This is a genomic window from Caldimonas tepidiphila (assembly GCF_003569765.1).
In the GTDB taxonomy this organism is placed as follows: Bacteria; Pseudomonadota; Gammaproteobacteria; order Burkholderiales; family Burkholderiaceae_C; genus Caldimonas; species Caldimonas tepidiphila.
This window is the reverse complement of the sequence record NZ_QXMG01000005.1, coordinates 98,441-118,589: the sequence shown is the minus strand read 5'-3', so window position 1 is coordinate 118,589 and position 20,149 is coordinate 98,441. Positions and strand designations below refer to the sequence as shown.

Genomic DNA, 20,149 nt, shown 5'->3' with positions numbered 1-20,149 from the left:
GAGCGATCAGAAGGCGATGCCGACGCTGATGTGCAGGCGCAGGCTGCGTTCCTGCTGCCCGTAGGCGAGGTCGACCCGCAGCGGCCCGACCGGGCTGCGGTAGCGCGCGCCGATGCCGTAGCCGAGCACCGGGTCGAGGGCGCCCCAGGTGTCGGCGGCGGCGCCGGCGTCGATGAAGAAGGCGCCCCACAGCTGCGGGAAGCGCTCGAGGAAGGGTCGCGCGATCTCGGCGCTCGCGGTGGCGAGCACCCGGCCGCCGACCACGGTGCCGGCGACCCTCGGCCCGATCGAGCGGTGCTCGTAGCCGCGCACCGAGTCGTCGCCGCCGGCGCGGAACAGCAGCGGCTCGGGCACGCCGATCTCGTCCTGCGCGAACACCTGGCCTGCCTCGACGCGCGTCTGCGCATACCAGCCGCCGAGCGGCCGGTACCAGGTGAGGCGGCCGAGCAGCCGCGTGAACGGGCCGCTGCCGCGGTCGCTGCCGTGCGCGTAGCCGGCGCCCGCCTGCGCGGAGAGCGTGTAGCCCTCGGTCGGCAGGATGATGCTGTCGAGGCGGCGCCAGATCCACTGGTAGTTGCCGAGCAGGGCCTGCGCGGTGCTGTCGCCGAGCGGCGTGGTCACGACCGAGCCGGTGTACTCGGCGTAGTAGAGCCGCTCGAGCCGCTCGCCCTCCTGGCGGCGGCCGGCTCGCACGCGCCACTCGCGCGTGGGGGCACGGGTGCTGTCGCCCTCGAAGCGGTCGAAGCCGATCGCGCCGATGTTGCGGTAGAGGCGCGGCTTCGGATGCGAGATCAGCTCGCTTTCGACGGTGGTCTGGTTCTGGCCGAGCTGCACGCGGCTGCGCGCGATCCAGTGCCAGCCGAACACGCGCCGGTGCGTGTGCTCGACGCCGACGCGCGGCCCGGTCGCGTCGCTGTAGCCGAGGTTCAGCGTCGCGTTGCGCAGCGGATGCTCGCGCACGCGCACCAGCACCGGCGCCGCCTCGGGCGTCTCGGTGGTGGTGTCGAGCACCACGGTGGCGGCCTGGAACAGGTCGGAGCGCTGCAGCCGTTCCTGGTAGTCGAGCAGCAGGCGCTCGCGGTAGATGTCGCCCTCGGAGAAGCCGCGCAGGTTCACCACCGCCTCCTCGCGGTAGAGCTTCAGCCCCTCGGTGCGTACCGGCCCGAAGCGGTAGAGCGGGCCGCTGTCGGCGACGACGAACAGCCGTGCGGTGCTCGCCGGCGCGTCGATCTCGGCCGCGGTGCCGCTCCAGCTCGCGCCCGGGTAGCCCTCGGCGCGCAGCCGCGACAGCACCAGGCCCTTCGAGCGGGTCCATTCGGACTGCAGGAAGGGCTCGCCCTCCTGCATCGGCCAGTCCTCGCGGATCGACTCGATCAGCCCGGCGGCGCGCGCGTCGCCCTCGGCGGCCTGCTCCTGCGCCGGGCCCTGCACCTCCAGCGTGAGGCGGTTGATGGTGGTGCGGGGCCCGGGACGCACGACGATGCGCACGCGAGGCGGCGTGCCGGGCTGGCGCGTCACCTCGACCTCGGGCGTGAAGTAGCCCTCGGTCTCCAGCAGCGAGCGCGCCTGCGCGGGCGTCGCGCTCATCAGCCGCGACAGCTCGCCCTCGGTGATGTCGGCGAGGCCCGGGTCGTCGCGAAAGCGCGGCAGGTCGAGGTACTTCTCGAGCAGATCCTCCAGCGCGTCGGGCGCGACGATCTCGACGGTGTAGGGCGGCGGCGTGTCGCGGCCGCGGCGCCCGGCGCGCTCGCCGTCGGGCGCGGTGCCGGATCCGTCGGGTGCGGCCTCGGGCCGGGGCGCGGCCTCCGGAACAGGCGCCGCCGGCGGGGCCCCGTCCTGCGCGCGAGCGGGGGAGGCCAGCAGCAGCGGGCACAGCGCCGCGAGCAGCAGCAGCGCGGCGGGCGGGCGGCGGGCGGCGCCGCGCGGCTTCCTCATTTGCTCAGCAGCCGCATCGCCGACTCCAGCCCGGCCAGCGTCAGCGGGAACATGCGCTGGCCCGTGAGCTGCTGGATGATCGAGATCGACTGGCGGTACTGCCACAGGCCCTGGGGCTCCGGGTTGATCCAGACGAACCTCGGATAGGCGTGCGTGAAGCGCTGCAACCATTCGGCGCCCGGCTCCTCGTTGTTGTACTCGACGCTGCCGCCGGGCTGCAGGATCTCGTAGGGGCTCATCGTCGCGTCGCCGACGAAGATCACGCGCCAGTCCTTGTTGTACTTGCGCAGCACCTCCCAGGTCGGCGTCTTCTCGCTGTAGCGGCGGCGGTTGTTCGTCCACAGGAAGTCGTAGACGCAGTTGTGGAAGTAGTAGAACTCGAGGTGCTTGAACTCGCCGCGCGCCGCCGAGAACAGCTCCTCGACGCGGTGCACGTGCTCGTCCATCGTGCCGCCGACGTCCATCAGCAGCAGCACCTTCACGTTGTTGTGGCGCTCGGGGACCATCTTCAGGTCGAGCCAGCCGGCGTTCGCGGCGGTGGCGCGGATCGTGTCGTCGAGGTCGAGCTCCTCGGCGGCGCCCTCGCGCGCGAAGCGGCGCAGCCGCCGCAGCGCGACCTTGATGTTGCGCGTGCCGAGCTCGACCGAGTCGTCGTAGTCGCGGAACTGGCGCTGGTCCCAGACCTTGATCGCGCTGCGGTTGCGGCCCTTGTCCTGGCCGATGCGGATGCCCTGCGGGTTGTAGCCGTGCGCGCCGAAGGGCGAGGTGCCGCCGGTGCCGATGTACTTGCTGCCGCCCTCGTGGCGCTCCTTCTGCTCGTCGAACAGGTCCTTGAGCCGCTTCATCAGCTCGTCCCAGCCGAGCTTCTCGACCTGGGCCTTCTCCTCGGGGCTCAGCTCGAGCTCCAGGCGCTTTCTCAGCCACTCGAGCGGGATCTCCCGCGTGAAGTCGGCGAGCTGCTCGACGCCCTGGAAGTAGGCCGAGAAGGCGCGGTCGAACTTGTCGAAGTTCGCCTCGTCCTTCACGAGCGTGAGGCGCGACAGGTGGTAGAAGCGCTCGACGCTCGGGCCGCCCTCGTCGTCGATCACGCCGCACTTGAGCGCCTCGAGCAGCGTCAGGTATTCCTTGATCGAGACCGGGAGCCGGGCGGAGCGCAACGTGAAGAAGAAGTCGATCAGCATGGTGGCGGGTCGTGCGGCAGCGGGGACGTCGGGTCGGTGGGTCTCGCTCGATTGTGGCGCCGGCGCCGCAGGGCTGCAGCGACGCTTTCCGGCAGCTTCGTGCGGCAAGCCTTACCTGCACGCCGGGGCGCGCGGGGCCGCATGTACTGCCGAGTCACCGGGAGCAAGCGGCGCGCCACCGGCAGGGGGCCGGGGCATGGGGATTGCACCGAGGCGGCTCATCGACTGAACGAGGCCCTCGCCCATGAACGCATCCCCCTCCCGTGCCGGCAGCTTCCTGCTCACCCGCGAGATCGCGCAGCGCGCGATCGACCGCGTCGCCGCGGTGCTCGACGACGCGACGCGCGACCCGCATGTCAACCAGGGCGGCTTCTGCCACGTGGTGGTGATGGACCCGGCGCGCGTGCCCGGCGAGGCGAGCTTCGAGGAGGCGATCCTGCTGGAGCACTCCTGCGGCGGTCCGCGCGACACCTGGGACGCCGACTACGCGGGCTTCGCGCGCGCGAAGGCGCGGCTGAGCTGGGAGCACCGCTGCGACAGCTCGGTGCTGCAGCAGCAGCGGCCCTGGCTGCTGCGCGAGGGCGACACGACGCTGTGGGGCAGCGTCTGGCTCGACGGGCTGGTGGTGTCGGTCAGCGGCGGCGAGGCCGAGTTCGACGAGGCCTTCGCCGGCATGGTGGCGATGCTGATGCGCGCCGAGACCAGGCTCGAGGCGCGCACGCGCGAGCGCCAGCTGTTCCTGAAGTGAGGGTGAAACCCGCCCCCCGCAACCGGGGGGCGGGTTTCACCGGTTGTGCCGCTGCATGAAGACGAGCTTCTCGAACAGCGACAGGTCCTGCTCGTTCTTCAGCAGCGCGCCGACCAGCGGCGGCACGGCCACCTTGTCGTCCTGGCTGTGCAGCGCCTCGGGCGGCAGGTCCTCGGCCACCAGCAGCTTGAGCCAGTCGAGCAGCTCCGAGGTGCTCGGCTTCTTCTTCAGCCCCGGCAGCTTGCGCACCTCGTAGAAGCTCCGGAGCGCCGCGGCGAGCAGCTCCTTCTTCAGGCCGGGGTAGTGCACCTCGACGATGTCCTGCATCGTCCCGGCGTCGGGGAACTGGATGTAGTGGAAGAAGCAGCGGCGCAGGAAGGCGTCGGGCAGCTCCTTCTCGTTGTTCGAGGTGATGAATACCAGCGGGCGGTGACGGGCACGCACCATCTGTCGCGTCTCGTAGACGTAAAACTCCATGCGGTCGAGTTCGCGCAGCAGGTCGTTCGGGAATTCGATGTCGGCCTTGTCGATCTCGTCGATCAGCAGCGCCACCGGCTGCTCGGACTCGAAGGCCTGCCACAGCACGCCCTTGACGATGTAGTTGTGGATGTCCTTGACGCGCTCTTCGCCCAGCTGGCTGTCGCGCAGGCGGCTGACCGCGTCGTACTCGTAGAGCCCCTGCTGCGCCTTGGTGGTGGACTTGATGTGCCATTGCAGCAAGGGCATGCCCAGCGAGCGCGCCACTTCCTCGGCCAGCATCGTCTTGCCGGTGCCGGGCTCGCCCTTCACCAGCAGCGGGCGCTTGAGCGTCAGCGCGGCGTTGACCGCCAGCTTCAGGTCCTGCGTGGCGACATACTGGTCTGAACCTTCAAATTTCATAGGAATGTGATGCGTGTCAAAGGGTTAGAAGGTAAATTTAGGTATGCCGCGCCGGCGTGCGTTGCGTCCGGCCCGACTCCTCCAACCAGGATCATCGCGCGAACCATGAAGAGACATCTCACCCCCTTGCTGGCGTTGGCATTTCTCGCGGGCCTCAGCGGCGCCGCGCAGGCACAGGGGGGCGGGGCCCCGGCGGTCGGCAATCCCCAGGAGGGCGAGCGCAAGATCGCGATGTGCGCCGGCTGCCACGGCATCCCCGGCTACCGCGCCGGCTTCCCCGAGCAGCACCGCGTGCCGATGATCTCGGGGCAGAGCGGGCGCTACATCGTCGCGTCGCTGGTGGCCTACCGCAAGGGCGAGCGCAAGCACCCGACCATGCGCGCGATCTCCGGCTCGCTGAGCGACCAGGACATGGCCGACATCGCCGCGTTCTACGAGACCCAGGGCAAGGAGCAGTCCCGCCCGGTGCCCGACACGCCGAGCCGCCAGCCCTCGGCGCAGGTGAACCAGTTGTTGCAGAAGGGCGCCTGCGCGTCCTGCCACGGCGCGAACTTCAACAAGCCGATCGACGGCAGCTACCCGAAGATCGCCGGCCAGCACGCCGACTACCTGTACGTGGCGCTGAAGTCCTACAAGATCGAGAACAACCCCAACATCGGCCGCGGCAACGCGATCATGGGCGCGCAGGTCAAGCAGTTCTCGTTCGACGAGCTGCGCGCGATGGCCGACTACCTCGGCTCGCTCGAGGGCGACCTGAAGACGGTGGCGCAGTCGCGCTTCCACAACCACTGACGCAGCGCGACCCGCATGAGGGCCGGGCCGGTCCCGGCGGTCGTCCCGGTGTTTCAGCGGAAGCGGGTCGCTCCGGCGTGAGAGGCGCCGCAGCCGTCCGGCGCCGCATGCGCGAGATCCTCGAGGATCGGGCAGTCGGGCCGCCCGTCGCCGTGGCATTCCCGCGCCAGGTGCTCGAGCGTGCGCTTCATCGCCTGCATCTCGTCGATGCGCCGCTGCAGGTCCGCGGCATGCTCGAGCGCGATGCGCTTGACCTCGCTGCTGGCGCGCTCGCGATTGCGCCACAGCTGCAGCAGCGTGCGGATCTCGGCGATGCCGAAGCCGAGCTCGCGCGCGCGGCGGATGAAGCGCAGCGTGTGCACCGCCGCTGCATCGTACTGCCGGTAGCCCGACTCGCTGCGCGCCACCTCCGGCAGCAGCTCCAGCGCCTCGTAGTGGCGGATCATCTTGGCCGACACGCCCGAGGCGCCGGCGGCCTCGCCGATGTTCATGCGCTCCTTCATGCCGTCCTCCCCTCGTCGTCCCGCCGCGGCTTCCAGCGCCGCAGCAGCAGCGCGTTGGTGACGACGCTCACGCTGCTGAGCGCCATCGCGGCGCCCGCCACCACGGGGCTCAGCAGCCCGAGCGCGGCCAGCGGCAGCCCGATCACGTTGTAGACGAAGGCCCAGAACAGGTTCTGGCGGATCTTCGCCGTGGTGCGGCGCGAGATGTCGATCGCATCGGCGACTAGCGCCGGGTTGCCGCGCATCAGCGTGATGCCGGCGGCGTGCATCGCGACGTCGGTGCCGGTGCTCATCGCGATGCCGACGTCGGCGGCAGCGAGCGCCGGCGCGTCGTTGATGCCGTCGCCGACCATGCCGACGCGCTGCCCGCCCGCCTTCAGCCCGGCGACGATGCCCGCCTTGTCGGCCGGCAGCACCTCGGCGCGCACCTCGTCGATGCCGAGCCGGCGTCCCACCGCCTCGGCGCTGCCGCGGTTGTCGCCCGAGATCAGCAGCGTGCGCAGGCCGAGCGCGCGCAGCCGCGCGACCGCCCCCGGCGCCTCGCGCTTGAGCGTGTCGCCGAAGGCGAGCAGGCCGACGAGCCGCGGCGGGGTGCCGGCCTGCGCGAGCCACGACACCGTGCGGCCCTCGGCGGCCAGCGCCGCGGCGCGCTCGCGTAGCGCCGACATGTCGACGCCGAGCTCCTCCATCAGCCGGCTGCTGCCGAGCTGCAGCTCGACGCCGCCGACGCGACCGGCGACGCCGCGCCCGGCGATCGCGCGCAGGGCCTCGGCGGCCGGCACCGCGACGCGGCGGGCATCGGCCTCGGCAAGCACCGCGCGCGCGAGCGGGTGTTCGCTGCCGGCCTGCAGCGCCGCGGCGCGCGCGAGCAGCGCCGCGTCGTCGCCGTCCGTGGCGCGCGTCTCGACCAGCGTCGGCTTGCCCTCGGTGAGCGTGCCGGTCTTGTCGAAGGCGACCACGCGCAGCCCGTGCGCCACCTCGAGCGCCTGCGCGTCCTTGATCAGCACGCCGTGGCGCGCCGCGACCCCGGTGCCGACCATGATCGCCGCCGGCGTCGCGAGCCCGAGTGCGCAGGGGCAGGCGATCACCAGCACCGACACCGCGTTGAGCAGCGCCCGCGGCCAGTCGCCCGTCGCCAGCCCCCAGCCGAGCAGCGTGAGCACCGCGATCGCCACCACCACCGGCACGAACACCGCGCTGACCCGGTCGACGACGCGCTGGATCGGCGCCTTCTGCGCCTGCGCCGACTCGACGAGCCGCACGATGCGCGCCAGCGCCGTCTCGGCGCCGACCGCGGTGGTGCGCAGCCGCACCAGGCCCTCGCCGTTGATCGCGCCGCCGATCACCGCGTCGCCCGGTGCGCGCGCCACCGGCAGGCTCTCGCCGGTCAGCAGCGACTCGTCGAAATGGCTCTCGCCCTCGGCCACGAGGCCGTCGACCGGCGCGCGCTCGCCCGGGCGCACCACGACGAGATCGCCGACGCGCACCTGCGCAAGCGGCAGCTCGCGCTCGACGCCGTCGCGCAGCACGCGCGCGCCGTCGGGCCGCAGCGCCTGCAGCGCGCGGATCGCCTCGGTGGTCTGGCGCTTGGCACGCGTCTCGAGCCACTTGCCCAGCAGCACCAGCGCGATCACGACCGCGGCCGCCTCGAAGTACAGCGGCGGCATGCCGGTCTCGTCGGTCAGCAGCAGCCACACGCTCAGGCCGTAGGCGGCGCTGGTGCCGAGCGCGACGAGCAGGTCCATGTTGCCGCTGCCGGCGCGCAGCGCGGCCCAGCCGGCGCGGTAGAAGCGCGCGCCGAGCCAGAACTGCACGGGCGTGGCCAGCAGCCACTGCAGCCAGCCCGGCAGCATCCAGTGTCGCCCGAACAGCTCGCCGGCCATCGGCACGACCAGCGGCAGCGACAGCAGCATGGCGATGACGACGGCGCGCGCCTCGCGGCTGTGGCGCGGCTCGGCCGCCGCCTGTTCCGCCGCGAGCGCGTCGCCCGGCGCAGCCAGCGGCCGCGCCTCGTAGCCGGCGCGCTCGACCGCGTCGAGCAGCGCCTGGGCCGGCACCGCGCCGCGCGGAGTGTCCACCGTGGCAGTCTCGGTGGCGAGGTTGACGGTGGCCGAGAGCACCCCGGGCACCTTCTTCAGTGCCCGCTCCACCCGGCCGACGCAGGACGCGCAGGTCATGCCCTGGATCGCGAGTTGCTGCTCCTCGTGCGCGACGTGGTAGCCCGCCTTCTCGATCGCCGCGACCACCTCCCCGGCGGCAGCGCCGGGCGGTGCCGCCGGCTCCAGCTCGACGCTGGCCGACTCGGTGGCGAGGTTGACGGTGGCCTGCTGCACGCCGGGCACTTTCCTGAGCGCGCGCTCGACGCGGCCGACGCAGGAGGCACAGGTCATGCCCTCGATCGGCAGGGTGAGGGTGGGGCTGGAGGTGGTCATGGACAGGAGGTTAATCCTTCCCATGATGTCAAGGTCAAGCGTCTTCGAAGTGCTTGACCTTGCCACGATGGCACGGTCGAGAATGAGCCCCTCGCAACCCACCGAACCTCTCGAAAGGAGTCCCGCGATGATCGAACTGACGCTGAACGACATGACCTGCGGCCACTGCGTGAAGACCGTGACGAACACGGTGCAGCAGGTGGATCCGCAAGCAAAGGTCGAGATCGACCTGCCGGCGCACAAGGTGCGCATCGAGTCGGGCCAGCCGGCCGAGAATTTCCGGCGCGCGCTCGAGGAGGAGGGCTACCCGGCGAGCTGAGCCGGCGTCGCGCCCTGTCGGCATCTGCGCACAGTGTCTAAACTGTGCGAATGTTGCAAGATGTTGTCAGACCATGAGCCGCTGCCGCCTTCCGAAGCCGGCGCTGCTCGCCGCCTCGGCAGCGGCGCTGCTGGCTGCCGCCGGCCCTGCCGCCGCGCTGGACGACGCGGCGCCGCGGCTGATCCACGGGCCGCGGCAGGCGGTGAGCTGGGACCCGGCGCTGCAGCCGTCGGCGGAGCTGCGGTTCGCGTCGCGCATCGGCCGCACGCCGCTGGCGGTGCGGATGCGGGCGGCGCAGCCGGCCGGCATCGACTACCGCCTGCGCCACGGGCGCCAGACGCTGGCGCTGCCGGTGCTGCTCGACGACTGCTCGGAGCTGTTCGGCTGCAGCGTGCAGCACGCGATCGACAGCCAGGGACTGCGCATCGAGGCGGCGAGCCACGACTTCGAGCGCGACGGCCGGCCCGAGCTCGTGTTCGCGCTCGGCCATCCCGAGCTCGGCGTGGTGGTCAACGTGCTGAAGTACGTCCCGGCGCCGCGCCGCGGACGGGGTGCGGGCCAGTGGCGGCTCGTCGGCCGCATGGAGGGGGCGGGCGGCCGCGTCGAGATCGACGGCGACTCGCTGCTGCTGCCCTACACCTCGCTCGGGCTGACCGAGCACTGGAAGCTGGCGAAGGGGCGCTTCGTGCGCCTGCCGCCCTGAGCGGGGCGCACGGGGCGCTCGCCGGGGGCCTCAGCGCGTCGCGCGTCGCCGCACGCAGTCGATGTAGGCCTGGCCGTCGGGCGGCAGGCCGCTTCGCTGCGAGGCCCAGATCATCTCGCCGAGGCATTCCATCATCTCGTGGTGCGCGTCGTGCGCCGAGCCGCGCTTGGCCGCGAGCAGCTCGAAGGCCTGCTTGATGCCGCGCGGCTGGTCGATGCTGACCTGCTCGCTGATCGACAGGTGCATCGACAGGTGCAGGAAGGGATTGGTGCGCCCCTCCTCGACGGTGTAGCTGGCGGCGACCGCCGCCTCGGCGTCGGCGAGGTCCTCGCGGTATTCGGGGTGCTGGTCGATCCACTGCGCGGCCAGCGCCTCGAGCGGCGTCAGCGGCTCGCGGGCGGAGATCTTGCGCGAGGCCTCGCAGAAGAAGCGCCTCACGTCGTGTTGGGTCGGTGCGAACATCACGGGATTCTCGCCCGTCTTCGATGACACCGTCCGCCGCATGCGCATCGCGGCGCGGCCTCCCCGGGCGAGGAGGCCCGGCGCCTCACGTCCGCCAGCCCGGCAGCTCCCACTGCAGCGCGACCGCCAGGCCGCGTGCGCCCGCCACCGCGGCCACCGTGGCGAGCAGCGCGGCCTCGCCCTGCACGCCGAGCTGCAGCAGCCCGACATGCAGCCAGCCGCCGGCGAAGGCCACCAGCGCGTAGGGCCGGTGGTCGCGGAACACGGTCGGTATCTCGTTGCAGACGATGTCGCGCAGCACGCCGCCGAACACGCCGGTGATCACGCCCATCAGCACCGCGATCAGCGGCTCGTGGCCGAGCGCGAGCGCGAGGTCCACGCCCGAGGCGGCGAACAGCCCGAGCCCGAGCGCGTCGGGCACCTGGATTGCGCGCTCGGTGAGCGCGAAGTGCTGCGCGCGCAGCACGGTCAGGGCGATGACGGTGAGCGCGAGCACGGCCCACACGTACTCGGTATGCTGGACCCAGAAGAAGGGCCGCCGGTCGAGCAGCACGTCGCGCAGCGTGCCGCCGCCGAAGGCCGTCAGGAAGGCGGCGACGCAGGCCCCCACCGGGTCGAGCCGGCGCCTTGCCGCCTCCAGCAGCCCCGACAGCGCGAACGCGAGCGTCGCCGCCACCTCGATCACCAGCCGCAAGCCGTCCAGCCGCCATCCGTCCATGCATCCATCCTCTTCTTCCCGGGCCGACGCCGGGGCCGGCATCTTAAGCGCGCCCGTTCGCGCCGGGAGGCAGCGCTGATGGGCGGCTGGACGCAGGCGCTGATCCTCGAGCCGGCCTTCTACGCCGCGGCCGTCCCCGCGGTGCTGCTGATGGGGCTGTCGAAGACCGGCTTCGGCGCGGGCTTCGGCGCGCTCGCGGTGCCGATCATGGCGCTGGCGGTGCCGGTGCCGCAGGCCGCGGCGATCATGCTGCCGCTGCTGGCGGTGATGGATGCGATGGGCATCGCCGCCTACTGGCGCCAGCGCGACCGGGCGCTGCTCGCTCTGCTGCTGCCGGCGGGGCTCGTCGGCACCGTGATCGGCACGCTGCTGTTCGGCGTGCTGCCGGGCCGCATGGTCGCGGGCGTGGTCGGCGCGCTGACGCTGGCCTTCCTCGCGCAGCGGCTGTTCTTCCCGCCGCGCGCGGACGTGCCGCGGCCCTCGCGCTGGCTGGGGCGGCTGCTCGGCGTCGCGGCGGGCTTCACGAGCTTCGTGTCGCACGCGGGCGGGCCGCCCGTGCAGGCCTACGTGCTGCCGCTGAAGCTGCCGCCGGTGCGCGCGGCGGCGACGATGGCGGTGTTCTTCGCCGTCATCAACACCTCGAAGTGGCTGCCCTACGCCGGGCTCGGCCTGATCGATGTGCGCAACATGGCGACCTCGGCGCTGCTGCTGCCGGTCGCCCCGCTCGGCGTCTGGCTCGGGCTGTGGCTGGTGCCGCGGGTGCGCGCCGAGTGGTTCTACCGGCTCGCCTACGCGGGCATGTTCCTCACCGGCGTCAAGCTGCTGTGGGACGCGCTGCACTGAGCGGGCGAGGGCTGTGCCGCGCGCGCGGCCTCGCTAACATCGGGCCGAGGCGGCGCGGGCCGCTCCCTGTTCCGGAGATGCAGCAGATGTCATTGATTGTGGTGGCCAATCCGAAGGGCGGCGTGGGCAAGTCCACGCTGTCGACCAATCTCGCCGGCTGGTTCGCGGCGCAGGGGGAGCCGGTGGTGCTCGGCGACATGGACCGCCAGCAGTCGGCGCGCACCTGGCTGCGGCTGCGGCCCGAGGCGGCCGCGACGATCGGCGCCTGGGACGTCGCCGAGGGCGAGCCGCTGAAGCTGCCGCGAGGCACGCGCGTCGCGGTGCTGGACACGCCGGCCAACCTGCACGGCCCGGGCTTCGACGAGATGATGCGTCGCGCCGACACGATGCTGGTGCCGATCACGCCGAGCCTGTTCGACATCTACGCGACGCGCGAATTCCTTACCCGCGTGCTGACGCACCGGCGCGGCTCGCGGGTGCGCGTCGGCGTGGTCGGCATGAGGGTGCGCGAGGGCACGATCGCCGCCGAGCAGCTGCACGCCTTCATCGAGGGGCTGGAGGTGCCGGTGGTCGGCGAGATCCGCGACGCGCAGGTCTACGTGCACCTCGCTGCGCACGGGTTGACGGTGTGGGACGTGGCGACGAGCCGCGTCGAGCGCGAGCTGCCGCAGTGGCAGCCGATCCTGGAGTGGGTGCAGCAGGAGACGGCCTGACGCGGCCGCGCGCCCCGGGCCATCCCGCAGGGCGGCCGCGGCGCGGGCCTCAGATTTCCAGGTTGTCGATCAGCCGCGTGCCGCCCAGGCGCGCGGCGGCCAGCGCCACCAGCGGCTCGCCGGCGTCGATCTGCGCGGGCGTCGGCGGCAGCAGGTCGGCGCGGCGGCGCGCGGTGAGGTAGTCGGGCCGCCAGCCGCGCGCGCGCAGGGATTCCATCGCGCGCGCCTCCAGCGCCGGCAGGTCGCGGGCGCCGGCGCGGATCGCGTCGGCCAGGGCGCGCAGCGCCGCCGACAGCGCCACCGATTCGGCGCGCTCGCTCTCGCTCAGGTAGCCGTTGCGCGAGGACAGCGCCAGGCCGTCGTCGGCGCGCAGCGTCTCGCCGCCGACGATCTCGATCGGCAGCGCGAACTGGCGCACCATGCCGCGGATCACCATCAGCTGCTGGTAGTCCTTCTTGCCGAACACCGCCACGGCCGGCTGCACGCACTGGAACAGCTTCATCACCACGGTGCACACGCCGGTGAAGAAGCCCGGGCGGAACTTGCCCTCGAGGATGTCGGCGAGCGCCGCGGGCGGCTGCACCCTGTAGCCCTGCGGCTCGGGGTAGAGCTCGGCCTCGTCGGGCGCGAACACGAGGTCGCAGCCGGCGCCCTCGAGCAGCTCGCAGTCGCGCGCGAGCGTGCGCGGGTAGCGGTCGAAGTCCTCGTTCGGTCCGAACTGCAGCCGGTTGACGAAGATGCTCGCGACCACCGGGCCGCCGCCGCGCTGCGCGGCGGTGCGCACCAGCGCCAGGTGGCCCTCGTGCAGGTTGCCCATCGTGGGCACGAAGGCGGTGGTGCGGGCGCCGTGGAGCGCGCCGCGCAGTTCGGCGAGGGTGTGGACGATGCGCATGGCAGGAAACGGAAGGGTCGGAAGGGGCGGGGGCGCCGCGGGCTCGTCAGTAGGCGTGCCGCGCCGGGTCGGGGAAGGCGACGGACTTCACGTCGCGCACGTAGCGGCGCACGGCGTCCTCGACGCTGCCGCCCTCGGCCATGAAGTTGCGCACGAAGCGCGGCAGCTTGCCGCGCGTGAGGTCGAGCATGTCGTGCAGCACCAGCACCTGGCCGGCGCAGGAGGGGCCGGCGCCGATGCCGATCGTCATCAGCTGCGGGTTCTCGGCGCCGACCTGCTCGGCCAGCGCCGACGGCACGAGCTCGAGCACCATCATCGCCGCGCCCGCCTCGGCGAGCTCGCGCGCGTGCCGGCGCAGCGTCGCCGCGCCCGCCTCGTCGCGGCCCTGGATGCGGTAGCCGCCGAGCGCGTGCACGCTCTGCGGCGTGAGGCCGAGGTGCGCGCACACCGGCACGCCGCGCTGGGTCAGGAAGTGCACCGTCTCGGCCGTCCAGCCGCCGCCCTCGAGCTTGACCATCTGCGCGCCGGCGGCCATCAGCCGCGCGCTCGCGCGCATCGCCTGCTCGGGCCCCTCCTGGTAGCTGCCGAAGGGCAGGTCGCCGACGACCCAGGCCGCGGGCCTGGCGCGCGCGACGCTGGCGGTGTGGTAGCACATCTCGTCGAGCGTGACCGGCACCGTGCTCGGCTGGCCCTGCAGCACCATGCCGAGCGAGTCGCCGACGAGCAGGCAGTCGACGCCGGCCTCGTCGAGCAGACGCGCGAAGGTGGCGTCGTAACAGGTCAGCATCGCGATCTTCTCGCCGGCCGCGTGCATCTCGCGCAGGCGGTGCAGCGTCACCGGCTTGCGGCGTGCGGCGGTGTCGGCTGGGCTGGCATGGCTGCTCATCTTGCGCTCCTGGGGGCGGAAAGAGCGCGCATTCTAGCCACCCGATTTCCGTGAAGCGAACGGTCGTTCGATTCTGATGGTGCGGCGCAACAACAGCCGGGGGGCGCCGCGCCTCAGGTCGGCTGGTAGGCGAGGCGCACGTAGATCGGCGCGAAGGCCTCGGCCTGCGTGATCTCGAGCAGCCGCTCGCGCGCGAGCTCGAGCATCGCGATGAAGGTGACCACCAGCACCTGCGGGCCGCGCGCGGGCTCGAACAGCTCCTCGAACACGACGAAGCGCCGTCCCTGCAGCAGGCGCAGCAGCTTGCTCATGTGCTCGCGCACCGAGAGCTGCTCGCGGCTGATCCTGTGGTGCTGCACGAGCCGGGCGCGCTTGAGGATGTCGAGCCAGGCGTCGCGCAGCTCCTCGGCCGCGACGTCGGGAAAGCGCGGCGCCGTCGACTGCTCGATGTGCACCTGCGCGCGCAGGAAGTCGCGGCCGGCGAGCGGCAGGCGGTCGAGCTTGGCGGCGGCGAGCTTGATCTGCTCGTACTCGAGCAGCCGGCGCACGAGCTCGGCGCGCGGGTCCTCCGGCTCCTCGCCCTCGGGCGAGGGCTTGGGTGGCAGCAGCAGGCGCGACTTGATCTCGATGAGCATCGCCGCCATCAGCAGGTACTCGGAGGCGAGCTCGAGGTTGCGGCTGCGGATCTGCTCGACGTAGGCGAGGTACTGGCGCGTGACGTCGGCCAGCGGGATGTCGAGGATGTTGAAGTTCTGCCGGCGGATCAGGTAGAGCAGCAGGTCCAGCGGCCCCTCGAAGGCCTCGAGGATGACCTCCAGCGCGTCGGGCGGGATGTAGAGATCCTGCGGCAGCTGGAACAGCGGCGCGCCGTACAGGCGCGCCAGGGCCACCGGGTCGGCGGCCTCGTCGTCGTTGGCAGCCTGCTGCGGCTGCGCGGGCGCGCCCGGCTCGGGCAGCGCGGTGGCGAGGATTTCCTCGTCGCTCAAGGGCAGCGGCGTGTCGGCAGGCGCGCGGCCGGCCTCACTCGCCCTTGGTCTGGTAGACGTAGGGCTGCTGCGCCACGCGCGCGGCCTTGTAGTCCTGCTGGGCGTCGCGGTCGACTTCCTTGTCCCAGAAGATCGCGCGGCCGAGGCGCTGGCCTTCCTCGATCTCGGGACGCCGGGCCTTCAGCTCGTCCAGGAACTGGGTGATTTCGGACTTGTAGGGTTTCCAGAACAGCGGCATGGTCGTCAAGCTCTCGGATAAGGACGTGCTTGCGCACGGGACAACCCGCCATTTTACCGCCCGAGGCGGGCAAGGGGGCTTTGCCGGCGGTGCGTTGCCGTGAGGTCCTGCCGCGCCTTCAGCGGCGCCCGACCAGCCGGCCGCACTGCACGAAGCGGTTGGGCTGGCCGAGCAGCAGCTTGGCCAGCTCGTCGAGCACCGCGCGGTTCAGCTCGATGGCGGGCAGCTCGAGCACCAGGCCCTCGAAACCGTCGAAGTTGTCCACCTGGATGCGCAGCGTGCCGCGCTCGTGCTGCGGCAGCAGCCGAGCGAAGGCGAGGAAGTCGAGCTTGAACTCGTAGCGCGTGTGCAGGTAGCGGCCGCTGCCCGGCTCGCGCACCGACTCGGGCGAGTGCTTGATGCCGGCAAGGCGCAGCCGCGCCTCGAGCTTCTCGATCTCGGGCGGCATGTCCTTCTTCAGCACCAGGTCGCGGCCGTCGCCGATGCGGCAGCTCAGCGTGATGTGCTCGTGCACCTCGAGCCCGCGCAGCGGCTGGCGGCGCGCGTCGACGCGGAAGTCGTGCATCGGCAGCGCGGAGAACACGTGGCGGCTGTCGAGGACATGCCGGCCGGGCGACGCGGGCGCGAGCACGTTGAGCTGCTGCGCGAGGTCGAGCCAGTACTGGAACACCGTCCTGCAGGCCGACTCGACGAGCTGCGCGTTGCGCTCGAAGGAGGCGGCGTCGTTCTGCTGGCGATTCTGCAGCGCCTCGGCCTGGCGCTTGAGGTCGTCGAGGAAGCTCACGGGGCACGACGGGTAGGGGAAGGTGCCGGCAGGATAGCGCAGACGCCCCGGCCGGCATCGCGAACAATGTCGCCCCATGCATGAATTCGAGATCAAGTTCCAGGTCCCGCGCGCGCGCCGCGCCGCGGTGGAGGCGGCGCTGCGGCGCCATCCGGCGCCGGCACGGCTGCGGCTGCAGGCGCGCTACTTCGACACAGCCGACACGCGGCTGGCGGCCGCGCGCATGGCGCTGCGCGTGCGGCGCGAGGGAGACCTGCCGGTGCAGACGCTCAAGGCCGCCGGCGCCGGCGCGCTCGGCCGCTTCGAGCACAACGTGCCGCTGGCGGAGGTCGACGGGCTGGCAGCCGACCCGCGGCGGCACGCCGGCACCTCCGGCGGCGAGCAGCTGCTCGCGCTGCTGGCAGCGTCGCCCGCGCCGCTCGCCGAGCGCTACCGCACCGACATCCGCCGCCTCGCGCGCCGTGCCTGGCACCGCGGCGCGCTGCTCGAGCTCGCCTTCGACGAGGGTGTGATCGCGGCGGGCGAGCGGCACACGGCAGTATGCGAGCTCGAGATCGAGCTGCTCGAGGGCGTGCCGGCCGACCTGCTCGACCACGCGGCGCGCTGGGTGCGGCGCCATGGACTGTGGCTCGACACGCGCTCCAAGGCCGAGCGCGGGGAGCGGCTGGCGCGGGCCGGCGCCGGGCCGGAACCCGTGGCGCCGCCACGTCCGCTGCCGCGCGCGCCGGGGAGGGGCGCCGGCGCGGCCGCGCGGCGCGACGCCGCGGTGCGCACGCTGGCGGCGGTGCTGGCCGCGCAGAGCGAGCTCGCCGCGGGCAGCGGCGGCACCGCGCACCTGGCGGCGCTGCGCGCCGGGCTGCGCCGGCTCGCGCGGCTGCTGCGCCTGATCGCGGCGCGCGACGGCCGCGCCGATGCCGCGTCCCTGGCACCACGCTGCGCGGCGCTGGGCGAAGGCCTGCCGGCGGCGGCCGGAGCGGCACTGACGGCACGGCTGCGCGGCGCGCCGGTCCAGCGACTGTGGCTCGAGCTGCTCGCGCTCGACTGAAGCGAGCGCGAGGGGCCGCCCGGGCGCCGCGGTCGCGCAAGGCGCCCTCCGTCGCGGCGCCGAACCTCACGATGCGGGTCGATCGCCGCGAGGCGCGGCCTCGTCGGGCGCCAGGGCTGCGGCCCCGGGCTTTACTTCTTCTTCCCGGAGGCGCCGCCCGCCTTCGGCGTCGTCTTGCCCGAGCCCGCCGCCTCCAGCGCCTCCTCCTTCGGGCTCATGCCGAGCTCGGCCCCGGTGGTCGGGTTGCTGCCCGGGTCGGAGCGCAGCCGCATCGCGGCCTGCTCGACGCGCTGCATCTCGTCCGGCCCGAGCCGCACCTGCGCCATGCCGTCGCCGCCGTCGGCCGGCGAGATCGCCTGCTCGCCGGTGACGAACTGGAAGTTCTCGTCGTTGTTCCACGGCCCGCGCATGTCGCCCTCGCCCTGCGACATGTTGTAGTAGGTGCTCGCGAAGCGCGGGTCCGCGGGCAGCTTGCCCGGCGGGAAGTTGGGCTCCATCGAGTACAGCGCCTTCTCGAAGGACTTCTGGTGCGAGACCTCGCGCGTCATCAGGAAGCCGAGGGCCTCCTTCACGCCGGGATCGTCGGTGCAGTTGATCAGCCGCTCGTAGACGATCTTCGCGCGCGCCTCGGCCGCGATGTTCGAGCGCAGGTCGCTGGTCGGGTCGCCGATCGTGTCGATGTAGGCGGCCGTCCATGGCACGCCCGCGGAGTTGACCAGCGGCGTGCCGCCGCCGTAGAGCACCTGCGTGACGTGCGAGTCGTTGCCGGCGCCGTTGATCGAGCGGTAGAGGTCGGCCTCGCGGTCCACGCCTTCGGCGATGCGGCCCTTGGCGCCCTTGTTGAGCATCGCCACCATCGTGCCGATCACCTCGAGGTGGCTGAGCTCCTCGGTGGCGATGTCCATCAGCATGTCCTTGCGGCCGGGGTCGTCCTCCGACAGCGCCTGCGTGAAGTAGCGCAGCGCCGCGGCGAGCTCGCCCTGCGGGCCGCCGAACTGTTCCAGCAGCAGGTTGGCGAGGCCGGGATTCGGCTCGTTGACGCGGACCGTGTATTGCAATCGCTTGTTGTGCGCGAACATCCAACTTCCTTTCAGATCGAACGCAATCTCGGGGCGGCCGACGCGGCCGCCCATGCCTCCGGGGCAAGGGTTGTTCCCAACATGCGACCGGGGAGGGTGGGAGCGCCTTTTGCCCGAAGGGGGCAGGAGGCGCTGCGCGCGGCCTCCCCACCCGATGACCTTCTGCGCCCGTCGAGGCGCGCGATCCAGGAGAAGCGATGAATTCAGCGATGCAGGAAATCAAGGCGCGGGGCCCGCACACCCGCAACAAGAAGAACAAGGGCAAGCGCCCGCAGCAGGGCGGGTCCTGATCCCCGGCGGCCGGCGCGCTCGCGCCGGCCTTCCCCTCACGCGGCCCGCGGCTCGCTGTGCATCGCCGCGAGCGCCTGCGTCAGGTCGGGCGCGAGGCCGTGCTCGCCGAGCCGGGCTGTGAAGCCCGAGCGCCGCAGCAGCCCGAGCGGCTGCGCGTTGACCTCGCACAGCACCAGCTGCACGCCGCGGCGCTCGAGCGTGCGGTACAGCTGCTCCAGCGCGTCCAGACCGGTGGTGTCCATCGAGATCAGCCGCGACATCTCCAGCACCAGCACGCGCGTGTCCGGCGCGAGCTGCTCGCCGATCGCCTCCACCTTCACGACGGCGCCGAAGAACAGCGGGCCGAACAGCCGCATCGCCTGCATGCCGGGCGGCGCCTGCGACAGCGCGAGCGCCTCGACGCGGAACAGCACGCTCATGCGGTAGATGAAGAAGCCGCAGGCCATCGCCAGCCCCACCTGCACCGCCACCGTCAGGTCGAACACCACCGTCAGCACGAAGGTGCCGAGCAGGATGGTGCGGTAGGGCAGGTTGAAGTGGCGCAGCCGCGCGAACTCGCGCCACTCGCCCATGTTCCAGGCGACGAACAGCAGGATGCCGGCCAGCGCGGCGAGCGGCACGTGGGCCGCCAGCGGCGCCGCGACCAGCACCACGAGCAGCAGTCCCAGCGCGTGCACGATGCCGGCCACCGGCGTGGCGGCGCCCGAGCGCACGTTGGTGACGGTGCGCGCGATCGTGCCGGTGGCGGGGATGCCGCCGAAGAAGGGCACCACCATGTTCGCCACCCCCTGCGCCATCAGCTCCTGGTTCGGGTCGTGGCGCGGGAATTCGGTCAGGTTGTCGGCCACGCGCGCGCACAGCAGCGACTCGATCGCGCCGAGCAGCGCGATCGTCAGCGTCGGGATGAAGAGCTGCTTGGCGCCCTCCCAGCTGAAGGCGGGCAGCGCGAACTCGGGCAGCTGCTGCGGGATGCCGCCGAAGCGCGAGCCGATCGTCTCCACCGGCAGGCCGAGGGCGACGGTGGCCAGCGTCGCGAGCGCGAGCGCGACGATCGTGCCGGGCAGCCGCGCCATCACTCGTAGCAGCCGTTCGCGCGTGCCGCTCGGCGCGGTCGGCATCGCGTAGGACTTGGGCCAGACCACCACCAGCGCGAGGCAGCCCAGGCCGATCGCGACCGCCGCGGGATTGACGGTGTGCAGCCGGCGGGCGAGCACGCCGAGCTGCGTGAAGAAGTCGGCCGGCATCTGCGCGACCTCCAGGCCGAGCAGGTCCTTGACCTGCGACAGCCCGATCAGCACAGCGATGCCGTTGGTGAAGCCGATGATGATCGACACCGGGATGTAGCGCACCAGCACCCCGAGCCGCAGCCAGCCCATCAGGAACAGCAGCACGCCGGCCAGCGCGGTGGAGATCAGCAGGTTGCCGAGCCCGTAGCGCTCGACGATGCCGTAGACGATGACGATGAAGGCGCCCGCCGGCCCGGCGATCTGCACGTTCGAGCCGCCGAGTGCGGCGACGATCAGCCCGGCGATGATCGCGGTGAAGATGCCCTGCTCGGGCTTGACGCCCGACGCGATCGCGAAGGCCATCGCCAGCGGCAGCGCGACGATGCCGACCGTGATGCCCGCGGAGAGGTCACGCGCGAAGCGCTGGCGGTCGTAGCCGCGCAGCGCGTCAACGAGGCGCGGGCGGAAGGGGTGGAGCGGAAGGGGCAGCATGC

At 72.4% G+C, this 20,149-nt stretch carries 21 protein-coding genes; 7 read left to right on the top strand and 14 right to left on the bottom strand.

The features are described 5' to 3' along the window. Positions 1 to 6: 6 nt before the first annotated feature. Together D3A59_RS08985 and D3A59_RS08980 are read right to left on the bottom strand one after the other, a co-directional pair. Positions 7 to 1,935, bottom strand: coding sequence for an autotransporter assembly complex protein TamA (locus tag D3A59_RS08985; protein ID WP_119154572.1), 1,929 nt, complete (start codon positions 1,933 to 1,935; stop codon positions 7 to 9). Further along, complete coding sequence (locus tag D3A59_RS08980) at positions 1,932 to 3,116, bottom strand: vWA domain-containing protein (protein ID WP_119154571.1); 1,185 nt, start codon at positions 3,114 to 3,116, stop codon at positions 1,932 to 1,934. Before D3A59_RS08980 ends, D3A59_RS08985 begins: the two co-directional genes overlap by 4 nt. Positions 3,117 to 3,360: 244 nt before the next feature. On the opposite strand from D3A59_RS08980, the gene D3A59_RS08975 reads away from it, so the two are divergent. Beyond that, on the top strand, positions 3,361 to 3,864 hold the full coding sequence (locus D3A59_RS08975) for a hypothetical protein (protein WP_119154570.1): 504 nt from the start codon (positions 3,361 to 3,363) through the stop codon (positions 3,862 to 3,864). Between the two features lie 36 nt (positions 3,865 to 3,900). Here the strand turns inward: D3A59_RS08975 and D3A59_RS08970 are convergent, their stop codons facing one another. Further along, positions 3,901 to 4,743: an AAA family ATPase gene (locus D3A59_RS08970; protein WP_119154569.1), complete on the bottom strand. Its 843-nt coding sequence runs from the start codon at positions 4,741 to 4,743 to the stop codon at positions 3,901 to 3,903. Between the two features lie 105 nt (positions 4,744 to 4,848). Here D3A59_RS08970 and D3A59_RS08965 point away from each other — a divergent pair, with 105 nt between their 5' ends. After that, positions 4,849 to 5,535 (top strand): c-type cytochrome, encoded by a 687-nt coding sequence (locus D3A59_RS08965; RefSeq protein ID WP_119154568.1) that lies wholly within the window; start codon positions 4,849 to 4,851, stop codon positions 5,533 to 5,535. A 53-nt stretch (positions 5,536 to 5,588) separates the two neighbouring features. On the opposite strand, the gene cueR is transcribed toward D3A59_RS08965, so the two are convergent. Next, the gene (cueR, locus tag D3A59_RS08960) at positions 5,589 to 6,026 is read right to left on the bottom strand and encodes a Cu(I)-responsive transcriptional regulator (RefSeq protein WP_119154619.1); all 438 of its coding nucleotides are present in this window, start codon (positions 6,024 to 6,026) and stop codon (positions 5,589 to 5,591) included. An 8-nt stretch (positions 6,027 to 6,034) separates the two neighbouring features. Next, on the bottom strand, positions 6,035 to 8,470 hold the full coding sequence (locus tag D3A59_RS08955; protein WP_119154567.1) for a heavy metal translocating P-type ATPase: 2,436 nt from the start codon (positions 8,468 to 8,470) through the stop codon (positions 6,035 to 6,037). Between the two features lie 127 nt (positions 8,471 to 8,597). On the opposite strand from D3A59_RS08955, the gene D3A59_RS08950 reads away from it, so the two are divergent. Then, positions 8,598 to 8,789: a heavy-metal-associated domain-containing protein gene (locus D3A59_RS08950; protein ID WP_119154566.1), complete on the top strand. Its 192-nt coding sequence runs from the start codon at positions 8,598 to 8,600 to the stop codon at positions 8,787 to 8,789. 73 nt (positions 8,790 to 8,862) lie between these two features. Continuing rightward, positions 8,863 to 9,492 (top strand): hypothetical protein, encoded by a 630-nt coding sequence (locus D3A59_RS08945; RefSeq protein ID WP_119154565.1) that lies wholly within the window; start codon positions 8,863 to 8,865, stop codon positions 9,490 to 9,492. Positions 9,493 to 9,522: 30 nt separating this feature from the next. Here the strand turns inward: D3A59_RS08945 and D3A59_RS08940 are convergent, their stop codons facing one another. Next, positions 9,523 to 9,954 (bottom strand): DUF1841 family protein, encoded by a 432-nt coding sequence (locus D3A59_RS08940; protein ID WP_119154618.1) that lies wholly within the window; start codon positions 9,952 to 9,954, stop codon positions 9,523 to 9,525. A gap of 85 nt (positions 9,955 to 10,039) precedes the next feature. Then, a complete protein-coding gene (locus D3A59_RS08935) occupies positions 10,040 to 10,672 on the bottom strand; it encodes a trimeric intracellular cation channel family protein (RefSeq protein ID WP_119154564.1) in 633 nt (210 codons plus the stop codon). Positions 10,673 to 10,750: 78 nt separating this feature from the next. On the opposite strand from D3A59_RS08935, the gene D3A59_RS08930 reads away from it, so the two are divergent. Continuing rightward, on the top strand, positions 10,751 to 11,515 hold the full coding sequence (locus D3A59_RS08930) for a sulfite exporter TauE/SafE family protein (RefSeq protein ID WP_119154563.1): 765 nt from the start codon (positions 10,751 to 10,753) through the stop codon (positions 11,513 to 11,515). Positions 11,516 to 11,601: 86 nt separating this feature from the next. Beyond that, complete coding sequence (locus tag D3A59_RS08925) at positions 11,602 to 12,228, top strand: ParA family protein (RefSeq protein WP_119154562.1); 627 nt, start codon at positions 11,602 to 11,604, stop codon at positions 12,226 to 12,228. A gap of 49 nt (positions 12,229 to 12,277) precedes the next feature. Here D3A59_RS08925 and panC read toward each other — a convergent pair whose 3' ends face one another. The 5 genes from panC to D3A59_RS08900 form a co-directional block, all read right to left on the bottom strand. Beyond that, the gene (gene panC / locus D3A59_RS08920) at positions 12,278 to 13,120 is read right to left on the bottom strand and encodes a pantoate--beta-alanine ligase (protein ID WP_119154561.1); all 843 of its coding nucleotides are present in this window, start codon (positions 13,118 to 13,120) and stop codon (positions 12,278 to 12,280) included. 46 nt (positions 13,121 to 13,166) lie between these two features. Continuing rightward, positions 13,167 to 14,006: a 3-methyl-2-oxobutanoate hydroxymethyltransferase gene (gene panB, locus D3A59_RS08915; protein ID WP_119154560.1), complete on the bottom strand. Its 840-nt coding sequence runs from the start codon at positions 14,004 to 14,006 to the stop codon at positions 13,167 to 13,169. A 113-nt stretch (positions 14,007 to 14,119) separates the two neighbouring features. Further along, positions 14,120 to 14,962 (bottom strand): segregation and condensation protein A, encoded by an 843-nt coding sequence (locus tag D3A59_RS08910; RefSeq protein WP_419187243.1) that lies wholly within the window; start codon positions 14,960 to 14,962, stop codon positions 14,120 to 14,122. Positions 14,963 to 15,026: 64 nt separating this feature from the next. Further along, complete coding sequence (locus D3A59_RS08905; protein ID WP_119154559.1) at positions 15,027 to 15,230, bottom strand: DUF3460 family protein; 204 nt, start codon at positions 15,228 to 15,230, stop codon at positions 15,027 to 15,029. Positions 15,231 to 15,348: 118 nt separating this feature from the next. Next, positions 15,349 to 16,014 (bottom strand): hypothetical protein, encoded by a 666-nt coding sequence (locus tag D3A59_RS08900; protein WP_119154558.1) that lies wholly within the window; start codon positions 16,012 to 16,014, stop codon positions 15,349 to 15,351. A gap of 76 nt (positions 16,015 to 16,090) precedes the next feature. Here D3A59_RS08900 and D3A59_RS08895 point away from each other — a divergent pair, with 76 nt between their 5' ends. Continuing rightward, entirely contained in the window at positions 16,091 to 17,059 is a 969-nt protein-coding gene (locus tag D3A59_RS08895) for a CYTH domain-containing protein (protein ID WP_119154557.1), read from the top strand. Positions 17,060 to 17,190: 131 nt separating this feature from the next. Here the strand turns inward: D3A59_RS08895 and D3A59_RS08890 are convergent, their stop codons facing one another. Beyond that, entirely contained in the window at positions 17,191 to 18,138 is a 948-nt protein-coding gene (locus D3A59_RS08890; protein ID WP_119154556.1) for a manganese catalase family protein, read from the bottom strand. Positions 18,139 to 18,464: 326 nt separating this feature from the next. After that, positions 18,465 to 20,147: a SulP family inorganic anion transporter gene (locus D3A59_RS08885; protein ID WP_119154555.1), complete on the bottom strand. Its 1,683-nt coding sequence runs from the start codon at positions 20,145 to 20,147 to the stop codon at positions 18,465 to 18,467. Positions 20,148 to 20,149 lie beyond the last annotated feature (2 nt).